Source organism: Bacillus sp. JJ722 (genome assembly GCF_036963345.1).
In the GTDB taxonomy this organism is placed as follows: domain Bacteria; phylum Bacillota; class Bacilli; order Bacillales; family DSM-1321; genus Bacillus_AD.
This window is the reverse complement of sequence record NZ_JBALMO010000349.1, coordinates 247-12,686: the sequence shown is the minus strand read 5'-3', so window position 1 is coordinate 12,686 and position 12,440 is coordinate 247. Positions and strand designations below refer to the sequence as shown.

The following is a 12,440-nucleotide window of genomic DNA, read 5'->3' as shown; positions in this document are numbered from 1 at the left end:
TATTTCTCCTTATCTGCTGTACTTAGTGCCTTGCCAAGTTTCTTGTTCCCCATTTCAAACTCAACTTTATAACCTTGATTTCTTAAGTTACTAGCAACTAATAATGATTCTTTCTGTGTATTTAATGGTATTAAATACACATCAACATTGGACTGATTTACGTCTTTATCCTGTGTTGCATTTAAAGCTGCATAAATAACATCTAATCCGAAAGAAATTCCCACAGTTGAAAAGCTTTCATTAGTTCCTATGAGCCCACCAATTGCATTATCGTATCTCCCTCCACTACCAATGCTAGACTTAATGGTTTTATCAGTTAAAAATATTTCATAAATCGTTCCTGTATAAATCTCTAAACCTCTTGCTAAAAATGGATTGAATACACATTTATCATTTACACCAAGGTATTCTAAATAAACTCCTAGTTCTTTTAATTCATCTAGGCCTTGCTTAACTTGTTCATTTTGTTCAGAAAATGGCTCAAAGTAGCTAGAACTAATGTTATTTTTATCAATCAAAAACTGTTTAATGGAACTAACTGTTGTAGATGCAAGCCCTTGTTCCATAAGCTCCGTAATAACTGATTCTAATCCTACTTTTTCAAGCTTATCAAGTATTAAGATAACTTGGTTCATTTTATCTTTTGCTGTTTTATACACTTCCAGCATACCTGTTAGTAATTTTCGATTGTTATATTGAATAGTTACATTTAAATCAAGCTTTTTGAATACATCTAATGCCATGATCATTAATTCTGCTTCAGCAATTTGAGATTCAACACCTACAATATCAACATCACATTGTGTAAATTCACGAAATCTTCCAGTTTTAATCGGTCCATCCCTGAATACTTTTCCTATCTCATATCTTTTAAATGGCATCCTTATATGTGGATTCATTGCAACTACTTTTGCAAACGGAATGGTGAGGTCATATCGCAAAGCCAAATCTCTTTCTCCCCTATCCGTTAACTTATACATTTCCTCTAATATTTCAGCACCTCCACCATATTTAGATGCTAGCAATTCTGTATAATTTATGATTGGAGTCTCTAATGGCATACAGCCATATTGGATAAACACATCCTCCAATGTTCTTCTAATTTCTCTTCGAACTACTTCAGCACCTGGTAAATAATCTTGTGTTCCCTTAACATTTTGATAATCCATTTTTCTCATTTTCTTTACCTCCGATACATTTTTAGAAATAAAAAAACCGCATTAGATTAATATGATAAAAATTAATCAATACGGTTTAACGATAAATAGCCTTCCTATATCTGATTTATAAAAAATCGATTAGCAAGACTATTTGATATGATGATGTAATTGTGAATATGAAATAAGATTTATAGATAACAGCATTATATCCACCTCTAATTTTTAAATATTGTATCAAATTAACATATATAATTCAATTATTCTCAAAACTTAAACACGTCTATTTTTTGGCCTTTAACGTCTAAAACAGTTTCCACTAAACTCCAACCTCTATCTAGATAGTATGTTGAAGCATTTTCTGTTTTTAAATATAATTCTTTATACCCTAATTTCTTTACAGTACTTATTGTTTCATTTATTAACTTCTGCCCTATACCTTTACTGCGATGTTCTGGTTTTGTATACAGTGAAGCAAGCCAAGGTTTGTACATATCTCGTTCCTTTAAATCATTCTCAAATATGGACACTGTACCGATACACTCATCACCTTCAATTGCAATTAACGTAATGGGAAATTTGTCGGTATGTGTATTTGAAAAGTATGTACATACTTCATCAAAAGTCATTTTACTTTCAGTATTAACCACGAATTCACTGTATATCATTTTTGATACATCATTAATATATTTAGGTTGGTTTACCAATAAATCAACAATCATATTATTTTTCCTTTCAGGTATTTCAATTATAATGGCAAACTCATAGAAACCGTTCTATTTTTAAAGCCCATTTTTTCATATAGTTTAATCGCATTGTTCTCAACAAAAGCACTTAAACGAACTTCAGAATATCCTTCCTGTTTTAGCTGATTAACAGCGGCTGTTAGTAACTGTTTCGAAAGCCCTTTTCCCCTGAATTCTTCTAGCACATATAGTTCATAAATAAAACCATTCATCCTATCAGTAAATTGATCCTTACTTGCTCCTAGGAGAACCCACCCTTTCAACATATCTTCTTCTACTGCGATTAAATAATAACATCCTTTATCAAGAAGGGGTATGACGAGCTGTTCAATCTTTTCATTAGTGGGTTTTACTTCACCTAATGTTCCATCAAATATAGCCTGTGGTGATAGTAACAAAACTTTTTTTAGTTCCGAATCGTTAGGTTTTCTAATTTCCATAGTTGAGTAGTCCCTTCCTTGTAATCTCACTATTTATAATAATCATTTTTTTCAACTGTTATTTTCTTCATTTGTTCAAAAAGGACAAAAAACCTCAAACTTTTAGATAAAAAATCAGCTTGAATTTTTTGGGTCTGCTTCTTATACATTTCTTTGCTTAAATAACTCTACACCACAAGAAATTGCTCCGATTAGTCCGCAAATAGCAAAAATATATTGAACATGTAAAGATGTTGATGAAAATGAGCCAGAAAGGATTCCTTTTAAACCAACTCCCAATATCGCTAAACTACATATAAGAGTTAATAAAATTCTATTTCTTGATTTCATTTTACAAACCTCCAATACAATATTCACACTTTATTTTAACATAATTTTCTGAAATTTAACACTGAACTATAAATACTTCATTTTACATTTATATTTGAATGTACATAAAAGAATCACGAATAGATAAACTAAGTTTAGTGAAAGGAGATAAGAAAATGAGTAGAGGCAAACATTTCAATCATAAACAAAAAGGACATCCTGGAGACTTCTCAAAAAATACTCAAGTTGAAGGGAAGAATCACATTCAATATGGAAAGCCAATTGAAAATATTCTTCCAGAAGAAACATTTAAAAACCGAGTTAAAGACGAGTAAGTTACCTTACTCGATTCAAAAAAGAGTAGAAATTTCTACTCTTTTTCTCAAAAATACTACTGTCTTGTATTCCATCAATAACTAATCTTTCATTTTCTTCTTAAATCCTGAAATAGCTATTAAAAAGATAATAACCTCTAGTTAAAATATTAAGGATATTTAACTGTAAAAAGAGTACTTCTTCCATTTAACTTACCATTTTTAACACTACCTAATCTGTAATCAGCCCATCCTGCTAGCTTTTTATTTCGAGTTGCGTAAAGTACTTTATCTCCAAGAATAAAGATATTATCAAATGTATTTGTTGTTAATGTTGAAGTACTTTTACCATCTATACTCATTTTATACAGTCGTTTCTTATCACTACTATTGATAAAATATATGGTTTTGCCACTTATTATAGGACTTGTTACTTCACTTGAAGTCAGTTTCACTTTGCTTTTATTATCTAGTGTTGCTCGGTAAAAACCATTATAAGTTTGATAATATAGATAGTTTCCATCGCTTGTAAAACTTGAGACAGATCCCGTTAATTTCTTCTTGTTCTTACCATTTAAGTCTGTAACGTAGATAGATTGAGTATAGTTATTGAAATTATCGTAAGCAATAAAGTATATTTTATTACCTATAATCTTGAAATCCCTAGCGTTCATTCCATATACTAATTGTTCTTTCTTAGTCTTTAGGTCAAGTCTATGTATTCCCATATTTGCATTCGGTTCAGATCCCATTAAGTCTGTATAATACAAGTAGTTTCCCACTAACGTAAGTCCTGCGGGCATAACCGTATTAGAATCCAAACCGTCTATTAGTTTTGTTTTATTTTTTCCATTTTTTCTTACTTTATAAATACTTCCATCAGAATAATAATACCAGTCCTTATCTTCGGTAATGTAGCCATAATTAGCTAAATTCCCTTGTGAATTCCCATGTATCCCCTGCCCATTTGCAAGCGATGGATATGCAATGGTGATAACGAGACTGAAAGCAATAAACATTACAATTAACTTCTTCATAAAGTCTCTCCTTTTATTTATTTAATATTTTAATTGTATCAAATAAAATAGGAAAAACGACAAATTTTCTAAACAGTTAGAATTATCACCCGTAACATTTTTAGGAACAAAAGCAAATTTTGAATTTAAAATGTGCGGGTGCATTTTTGTATACGCATCTATGGAATAACTAACTTGTTAACCATTTAAAGTAAAAGGAACCTTATAGTTAAGCATAATAGTTCCAATCGTTAAACTTCTATTACTTACACTCTTTTTCTGACTGTTAATGGATACTGTCTGTTAAAAAGAGATGTATGATACAATACAGCTTATGAACTATACGAAATCGCTACGGAAGGAGAGCAGCCATGAAACTTAATCAACGTATCATTAAAGAGATGTGCGGGACAATCTCCTTCAAGCGTGGAGAGGCATTTTACCGCGCAGATAAAGTAAATTTCCTACTGTTTGGACCTACTCGGTATGAGGCAGTTGTCAAAGGTAAGGAAGATTTCCATGTTGATATTGTGATTGAAGATGAAGAGATAATCCAAACATCATGTAGTTGTCCAACTTTGTCATCTTTCGATAAAGATTGCCAACATATCGCCGCTGCGTTGCTCGCTATCCAGGATCGGACGCAACACATTCAAAACAGTAAAAGTATATTGACTCAAAGTGGAGACTCTGGAATGGCGAATGACCTCATGCAATTATTCTCTAGACAGCCTATTCGCTCAAGTCGTGAACTGAGACATTTCGAAAATAGACAATCGTTAGAAATGCAAATCGTGTGCGGACACATTCAATCTAACGAAAAAAACGCTGTTCCTGGTATCGAGCTCAAGATTGGTTCTTTCCCTGTACAAGACATCCGAAATTTCTTAAAAGCCGTTCAGGAGCGGAATGCTTACATTATTTCATTATCTTTCACTTATGATCCAGAACTTCATTGCTTTTCTCAGGAGCAAGATAACATCATTCAAGAGCTAATCCAGATTGTCTATGATGACGAGATGTATATAAAATCTTTGCCGGAAACGACTTCAATTCTACCAATACCTCCTTCATCATGGTCGGAATTGCTACCTTTGCTTGTCTCCTCGAGAAATGTCAAGCTTCGAAAAAATGATGAGGATTACGAAAACATGCGCTACAGTGACGGAAAATTGCCACTCAGCTTTCAATTTTTTGAAAGTGAAAGTGGATTTCAATGTCAGGTAAATGGACTTAATAAACTGATATTAATGAAGGATTATCGAACGGCCATCATGGACGGGCAATTGTTCTACATGACGAATGAAGACAGCAAACGATTGTATGAGCTACAACATATGCTTGCTACAACTGGTTCTAACATAATCCCTATTGAATACAATCAGTTAGAGCTCTTCATGGAAAGAGTTGTACCTGGTCTAAAAAAACTAGGAGACGTCCGACTTCCTAAGAAACTCACTACTTCGTTGGAAAAAACGACCCTCCAAGCTAATATATATCTTGATCGTATTAAAAATAGGGTACTCGCTGGAGTTGAGTTTCAATATGCTGATATTATAATAGACCCTTTTAAGCAAGCTCCAAGTCTGAATAGACTCTTAATTAGAGATGAAGATAAAGAGACGACCATTCTTGAATTATTTGAAGAAAGTGGGTTCACAAAAACAGAAGGTGGCTACTATCTACAAAACGAAGAGCTGGAATATGATTTCCTGAATCGTACATTGCCAAAACTACAACATATTGCAAAAGTATATGCTACCACAGCAATTAGGAACAGGATTTTTCGAGGTCACAGTCGCCCACGTATCTCAGTTAGGCTGAAAAAAGAACGAACCAATTGGCTTGAGTTCAAGTTTGAACAGGATGGTATCCCTGATAGTGAGATACGAGGTGTATTACAGGCGTTAGAAGAGAAGCGCAAATTCTACAGATTGAAAAACGGATCGCTATTATCTTTAGAAGCCCGGGAATATGATGAGATTAGACGTTTTCTTAGTGCTGTTCCAGTTCAAGAAGAGAAATGGGAAATGCCTGTTATCCAAGGTCTGCAACATATCTCTGGAGAAGATGGAACATTCCAATTGGAAGCCTCATTCCGCGAATTCTTGAACCGTATCCAACAGCCAGATACAAATGATATTAAAGTTCCTGATCATTTGAACACCATTCTTTATTCATACCAAGTAGAAGGCTACAAATGGCTGAAAACATTGAAACAATATGGATTTGGAGGCATATTGGCTGACGACATGGGGCTTGGAAAAACACTACAAGCCATCACTTATCTTGTTTCGGAGCAACATGAGATTCGAAAGCATCGTAAACCTGCATTAATTGTCTGCCCTTCTTCACTCATCTATAATTGGTTAAATGAGTTAATGAAGTTCGCTCCTGAAATCGAAGCAGTTGTCGTAGATGGAACAAAATCCGAAAGGACGAAACTCCAGAAACAATGGACAGATATGGATGTAATTATTACATCTTATCCCTTGCTACGTCAGGATTTGGTGTGGTTCAGAAAACAAAAGTTTCATACCGTTTTTTTTGATGAAGCACAAGCCTTTAAGAATCCTGTTACCCAGACAGCAAAAGCAGTAAAGTTAATCAATGCCGATCAATCTTTTGCTTTGACCGGCACACCTGTTGAAAATTCCCCTGAAGAACTATGGTCCATTTTCCATGTGGTATTTCCTGAATTATTCATGGGATTAAAGGAATATAGCAATCTGACGAGAAAAACGATAAGTAGACGGATGCGACCTTTCATGCTTCGGAGAGTAAAGGAAGATGTTCTTGATGAGCTACCGGACAAAATAGAGTCAATTGAAACAGTAGAACTGCTTCCAGAGCAAAAGAAACTATACACCGCTTATTTAGCTAAGCTTCGTCATGATACATTAAAGCATCTCGATCGCGACACGTTACGAAAAAACAAAATCCGGATTCTTGCCGGGCTTACTCGCCTGCGTCAAATATGTTGTCATCCGGCATTGTTTGTAGATGGATATAACGGCAGTTCGTCAAAATTCGAACAGCTTCTGCGAATTGTAGAAGAATCATCTCTTTCCGGCCGACGTGTTCTGATTTTTTCTCAATTTACAAAAATGCTGGAGCTTATTAAGCAAGAGTTGGCTATGCGAGGATTACCTTACTTTTATCTTGATGGTCAAACAGCTGCTGAAGAGAGGGTCAAAATGTGCACTCGTTTTAACAAAGGTGAACATGATTTCTTTCTCATTTCCTTAAAAGCAGGAGGAAATGGACTAAATCTAACAGGTGCTGATACGGTTATACTATATGACTTATGGTGGAACCCAGCTGTCGAGGAACAAGCGACTGATCGTGCCCACCGGCTTGGACAACAGAACAACGTCCAAGTAATCAAACTAGTAGCTCGTGGGACAATTGAAGAAAAGATGAACGAATTGCAAGAGAAAAAAAGACATCTCATTGAAGAAATCATCGACTCTGATAGTAAAAACCAGTCGTCTTTAACCGAAGAAGATATACGACAAATACTGAATTTAGATATAGAAAGCGGAAACGCTCTTTAACATATCTACCCTTACAATATTAAGCAGCCAGCCCCCAAAAGGACTGGCTGCTTCTCTTTAATAGAAGATTAAACTCAAATTAACCTTTATCAATAAAAAATGAAGAAATGCTTCTTATAGTCCTATATTTATGTAGACAACAATTCATAGCGCTGAATGATGCATACTATATGTTATCTTCAATAGATGGAGGTGATTTCATGTACGACCAAAGACATTACGGATTTGAGCAACCGCCATTTGAAAATTGTCCTACGCAACAAAGCACAGACATTCATCCTACTCAAATTAGTCCGACTCGGCATATTATTAATAAAAGAACCATCGTCCACGTAGTGCCACATTTTCATCCACCTCTAGTCAATAATGGTCATATGTATCAGAACCAACCTTATTTTAGTCAACCACAATCTGCCGTTGATAACTACTATCCTGAGAATATAATACCCTTTCAGCAACCATTATTAACTCCAAAACCTTTTATGCATCGTAGAAGAAGACGCTTTTGAATTTCCCCCTCAAATGAGGGGGCTCTATTAAACAAATATCAAATCAAACCTCATATTCTCCAGTTTAAAATAAGGCATAAAAAAATGGAGAAACTCATGTTCCTCCTAATTTAAATCGATATTATGATAAACTTTATCGATGTATACTACCTGCGTCATTAATATTCGATTGATGCTTTTTCTCAGAGTAGGATATACTTGACCTACATAGTCATTTGGATCATTACAATAATATTTCTCTTCTATGTTTACTTTATAATTGCAAGTAAGCTCATTTGAATGAGAATCTACTTTTCTTGTACTAAATACTTCTACATATAAATTTTTATTTTGAATGAATATATCATTTGGTCTGTAAGTTTGATTGTCATCTATTAAGAAAATAACTACACCTTCTGCACGAATCATTGATCATCACCTCGATAACACATTATAACAAATTGTGTTATATAAGAAACGACCTTCTTTAGGTACTACGTAACTTGAGAATAACCCTAAGATCCGTCCATATAAAGCTAGTATGCTACTAATCTCAAGAATGTTGTTTTACTAATCTATTTTTAGAAGGTAAGATACCCTTAAAAATCATCACACCTATTATCAGAATGACTATTCCTAACAGTTTATTCAGTTGAAAAGGTATAACTTCCAAACCAAATAATCCAAAAGTATCAATACAAAATGCAACACTTAATTGTGTTATCAAACTAATCAAGATCGTGTAAGAAGGTCCCATTAATGTAACGGACTTCATTAAACATATTACGATGCCTATTCCAAAAATCCCACTTATGTAATACACGTCATTTGTGGTCTGTAAGCTAAAGATTAAGCTTCTTTCCGTAACAACATACATTATATAAGATGTAGCACACCCCAACCCAAGTACAAGAGAAGTAGTTAACCAATGTCCTACATGTTCATTAACTTTTGCATTAAATATCGATTGAAAACTAATTAGTATTCCTGCTAAAATCGCAAAAACAATTCCTATCATAAAACCCCTTCTACACAATTACTCGTAAATGTTGTTTATCGCTCTTTTCCTCAATTCCACTGAATCTTTCACAATGATTCTTCCATTTCTTCTTTCAATTATGTTCTCTTTCGTGAATTTTTGTAAAATCCGAATGATATGTCTATAACTTGAACCAACATAGTCAGCAAGATCTGATATAGATGTAAAATCTATTTCATCATTAATCGGCTTGCCGGTACCATCTGTAGTTATAGAAAGTAAATAGCTTGCTACTCTTACTTCGGCTGGGTAAAGAAGATTAAGCGATGTAAAGTTAGTCGACATAAATAAATTATGTGTTGCATTTTCCAGAAGAAAATTCATGAAAGCAAAATCATTTAACAATTCTTGTTTTATAACATCAAAAGAAAGAGAAATAGCTCTTACTTCCGTGCATGCTTCAACAGCATTTTGTGCTTCTATATTTTGGATTAATTCAATATCACCAATTATAGCTATTGGGTTCTTGAAGCGAATTATCAATTTTTTCCCATCTGGTGTAGTAGTGTATATCTTTACTTTTCCTTCTACCACTATGAACAAACGATCTAGTTCAAATCCTTTGTCACAAATCAATTCCCCTTTTTTAAATAGTGTTAATTGAAAGAAATCTTGATTGATATTTTTGAATATCCCATCAATATTAAATTTCTTAAGATTTTGGATAATTTCATCTGATTGATTCATTCGTTACTCCTCCGCTGTTTACCAATTGAATACAACAATACCACTGACCATTACTAGTATCCCAATAATATGGTGGCGATTTAATCCCGTCTTATTTACATCAAAATAGCCTTTCATCTCTATTAAAAAAGCCGAAAGTAATTGAGCAATCATCAGCGTTCCTACTGTAAAAGTGATACCTATAGAATGTATTGAAAATGTTTCTGAAAACACGATAATTGCTCCAAACGTGCCAGGTGTAAGATATATTTTATTAATATTTTTTAATTCTGACAAATACCCATCTTTCTTAATAATATAAAAAGCGATAGCTATCATAAAACCGATAAAATGAGTAATGATGCTTGTTGGCCAGATACCTATATCATTACTAAGTTTTACATTAAAAGCACCTTGAAGTGTTATGAGAGCTCCCCCAGCAATTGCAAATAATATCCCCTTCATTCTTAAACTTTGACCTCCATTCTCTAGATTTATCTAATTTAAAACGAATTGATCCAAATAGAAAAGGACATTTGTCACATTACATAACTCTGGATGCATTAAATATTTTTGAAAAATTTTTGATTTTATCATTTTAAATGATAAAATATGCTAAATCATATAAAACATGATGAAACAATAAATTCTTTAATAATTAGGAGTGAAGCAAATGTCAGTAGATATTTATTTAAATTTTAATGGGAACTGTCGTGAAGCAGTAGAGTATTACGCACAAGTATTTGGACTAGAAACACCTCAAATCATGACCTTCGGCGAAGCCCCCTCGAATCCCGATTATCCTCTTCCAGATGAAGCGAAAAATTTAGTCATGCATACAAGATTAAATATTGATGGAAGTACTGTTATGTTTTCAGATACCTTCCCAGGGACTCCTTTTGTTGAAGGAAACAACATAACCCTTGCCTTAGTTAATAAAAATACGGATCAAATTCAATCTATCTTTAATCAACTAAAAGAAGGCGGAACTGTCAGCATGGATTTACAAGAAACCTTTTGGAGCAAACTTTACGGGAGCTTAACAGATAAGTTTGGTATCCATTGGCAGTTCAATTATGATAGTGATTGCTAGTAAAGTATTTACAATACATTTTACTTAAATAATAATTGATGTAAAACAAAAATAGCATCCCAATTATAGTTCATAATTCGAATGCTATTTTTGTTTATTTAGTTGTACCATGTTCAATGATTTTTGTAGAAATATGAACGGTAATAGGTATGTCACGGTACATTTCTTTCCATTCTGACTTTTCCCAAATTTTATTGTGAAATGCTTTTACTCTTAATCCTATAGCTAAACCATCGCAATTAGCTTTCTGTAATTTTTTAATCGTTCTTTCAGCGACTTTTGTTAATTGCTTTTCAATATTGTGAGTTAAATCATCAATAACTTTTTTTCGATTTAAATGATCTAATGGATATTCATTTACACCTAGGTCTAGATGAAGATCAATATGCGCACTTATATTTCCATTTTTTTCTATAACTCGTAATTTTCTTTTTGTATCTAATACATTAAAATTTACATAATTTTTCTGATTATTCTTTTTAGTTTCTTTCACTTTCAGCGTGAAAGTTCTTTTCTTCTTATGGGAATCGTTTAATAATAAATACATTTTAGTTTCTTTAGTTGATAACTCTCCAACCATCTTATCTTGGTCGAATAAAGCTAAACCAATGACTTTAGCTCTATTTTTTTCTTTCATTACTTCTATTAAAGGAATTAATATGTCTTTTTCAGGAGTAGAAAGATCGGAGGACGTCTCTTGAACGTTCACATTTGGCAAATCCCCAATCATAACCGCACTCTCAATTAACCCATAGTAATAGTCACTTATTAATGGTTTTTCAGGCGCAGTAATCGATAGTGCTTCTTCAGCTGTTCCTTTTACTATTGCTACACGTGCATTTAGCGGACTTTTTGATTCACTATAAAAGGTATCCATCACTGGCAAAATGCTTTTTTTCGCTACTTTTTCCCCAAATAAAAAGGTTCTTGTTTTCGAAAAATCCAATACTTCAGATACCTTTTTATCCATATTTTCTCTCGCATTTCTCGTGGTAACACCTTTATCAGAAGCGATAATAGACTCCTGATTCATACTTCCCATCATAGAAATAGGAAAAGCAACTGTTTCTGTTACATAATTTTCCTTATCAATGTCTAAACCAATAATCAGTACAATACCCCTTTCTTTTAACAAACGCTGATCCCAGCAACCGCTACAAACTATTGTAAGCAAACAAAGAAGAATGAATACTTTATTTTCTTTCATGGGATACGGCCTCCTGTTTTTTAAACGTTAGAGATATAAATAGAAGAACAAGAGGTATTCCTATAATAAAAATTAATCCAAAATCAGAAAATAGGTTCGATAAACGCTCTACTTCCAATTTTAAATTACAAATCAAAGAAATGATTAAACTACAAATGGCTGAAATGTAAACGAATAATTTTCTATCCAACTTTACGATAATACTGTTTAATCCCTTGGAAGCAGCATATATATTATTCATAAAAGATGTGGATACCATTACTATCCATATTGTTATAAAAAAAAGATCGGGTCTTTCGATTAAGGTGAGTTTTAGTGATTTTATTAGATAAGGAACTGGTTCAGGAATCCTCTCCAATTCATGTGCACTAAAGAAAAGAAAACAAGCAAGAGTTAGAATTGTATAAA

At 33.2% G+C, this 12,440-nt stretch carries 15 protein-coding genes; 4 read left to right on the top strand and 11 right to left on the bottom strand.

Annotated features, from left to right (window positions below; all coding sequences use genetic code 11):
- The 4 genes from V7014_RS25845 to V7014_RS25830 form a co-directional block, all read right to left on the bottom strand.
- Positions 1 to 1,178, bottom strand: a 1,178-nt coding sequence (locus V7014_RS25845; protein ID WP_335511767.1) for a histidine--tRNA ligase, incomplete at its 3' end; no start/stop codon positions are given.
- A 245-nt stretch (positions 1,179 to 1,423) separates the two neighbouring features.
- Complete coding sequence (locus V7014_RS25840; RefSeq protein ID WP_335511765.1) at positions 1,424 to 1,879, bottom strand: GNAT family N-acetyltransferase; 456 nt, start codon at positions 1,877 to 1,879, stop codon at positions 1,424 to 1,426.
- A 26-nt stretch (positions 1,880 to 1,905) separates the two neighbouring features.
- On the bottom strand, positions 1,906 to 2,343 hold the full coding sequence (locus V7014_RS25835; protein ID WP_335511762.1) for a GNAT family N-acetyltransferase: 438 nt from the start codon (positions 2,341 to 2,343) through the stop codon (positions 1,906 to 1,908).
- A 141-nt stretch (positions 2,344 to 2,484) separates the two neighbouring features.
- The gene (locus tag V7014_RS25830; RefSeq protein WP_335511760.1) at positions 2,485 to 2,673 is read right to left on the bottom strand and encodes a hypothetical protein; all 189 of its coding nucleotides are present in this window, start codon (positions 2,671 to 2,673) and stop codon (positions 2,485 to 2,487) included.
- A gap of 155 nt (positions 2,674 to 2,828) precedes the next feature.
- Here V7014_RS25830 and V7014_RS25825 point away from each other — a divergent pair, with 155 nt between their 5' ends.
- Positions 2,829 to 2,987: a hypothetical protein gene (locus tag V7014_RS25825; RefSeq protein WP_335511758.1), complete on the top strand. Its 159-nt coding sequence runs from the start codon at positions 2,829 to 2,831 to the stop codon at positions 2,985 to 2,987.
- Between the two features lie 149 nt (positions 2,988 to 3,136).
- Here V7014_RS25825 and V7014_RS25820 read toward each other — a convergent pair whose 3' ends face one another.
- Entirely contained in the window at positions 3,137 to 4,003 is an 867-nt protein-coding gene (locus V7014_RS25820) for a DUF5050 domain-containing protein (protein ID WP_335511756.1), read from the bottom strand.
- A 350-nt stretch (positions 4,004 to 4,353) separates the two neighbouring features.
- Here V7014_RS25820 and V7014_RS25815 point away from each other — a divergent pair, with 350 nt between their 5' ends.
- Both V7014_RS25815 and V7014_RS25810 read left to right on the top strand, forming a co-directional pair.
- The gene (locus tag V7014_RS25815; protein WP_335511754.1) at positions 4,354 to 7,539 is read left to right on the top strand and encodes an SNF2 helicase associated domain-containing protein; all 3,186 of its coding nucleotides are present in this window, start codon (positions 4,354 to 4,356) and stop codon (positions 7,537 to 7,539) included.
- 107 nt (positions 7,540 to 7,646) lie between these two features.
- Positions 7,647 to 8,048 (top strand): hypothetical protein, encoded by a 402-nt coding sequence (locus V7014_RS25810; RefSeq protein WP_335511752.1) that lies wholly within the window; start codon positions 7,647 to 7,649, stop codon positions 8,046 to 8,048.
- 105 nt (positions 8,049 to 8,153) lie between these two features.
- On the opposite strand, the gene V7014_RS25805 is transcribed toward V7014_RS25810, so the two are convergent.
- The 4 genes from V7014_RS25805 to V7014_RS25790 all read right to left on the bottom strand — a co-directional run bounded on the left by V7014_RS25805 (position 8,154) and on the right by V7014_RS25790 (position 10,197).
- Entirely contained in the window at positions 8,154 to 8,456 is a 303-nt protein-coding gene (locus V7014_RS25805) for a hypothetical protein (protein WP_335511750.1), read from the bottom strand.
- A gap of 124 nt (positions 8,457 to 8,580) precedes the next feature.
- Positions 8,581 to 9,045: a DMT family transporter gene (locus V7014_RS25800; protein ID WP_335511748.1), complete on the bottom strand. Its 465-nt coding sequence runs from the start codon at positions 9,043 to 9,045 to the stop codon at positions 8,581 to 8,583.
- An 18-nt stretch (positions 9,046 to 9,063) separates the two neighbouring features.
- Entirely contained in the window at positions 9,064 to 9,753 is a 690-nt protein-coding gene (locus V7014_RS25795) for a Crp/Fnr family transcriptional regulator (RefSeq protein WP_335511745.1), read from the bottom strand.
- 18 nt (positions 9,754 to 9,771) lie between these two features.
- A complete protein-coding gene (locus V7014_RS25790) occupies positions 9,772 to 10,197 on the bottom strand; it encodes a DMT family transporter (RefSeq protein WP_335511743.1) in 426 nt (141 codons plus the stop codon).
- A 208-nt stretch (positions 10,198 to 10,405) separates the two neighbouring features.
- Here V7014_RS25790 and V7014_RS25785 point away from each other — a divergent pair, with 208 nt between their 5' ends.
- On the top strand, positions 10,406 to 10,825 hold the full coding sequence (locus tag V7014_RS25785; protein WP_335511741.1) for a VOC family protein: 420 nt from the start codon (positions 10,406 to 10,408) through the stop codon (positions 10,823 to 10,825).
- Between the two features lie 94 nt (positions 10,826 to 10,919).
- On the opposite strand, the gene V7014_RS25780 is transcribed toward V7014_RS25785, so the two are convergent.
- Both V7014_RS25780 and V7014_RS25775 read right to left on the bottom strand, forming a co-directional pair.
- A complete protein-coding gene (locus tag V7014_RS25780; RefSeq protein ID WP_335511739.1) occupies positions 10,920 to 12,032 on the bottom strand; it encodes a Ger(x)C family spore germination protein in 1,113 nt (370 codons plus the stop codon).
- A partial coding sequence (locus tag V7014_RS25775) for a GerAB/ArcD/ProY family transporter (RefSeq protein WP_335511737.1) occupies positions 12,019 to 12,440 on the bottom strand: 422 nt, incomplete at its 5' end. The genes V7014_RS25780 and V7014_RS25775, both read right to left, overlap by 14 nt.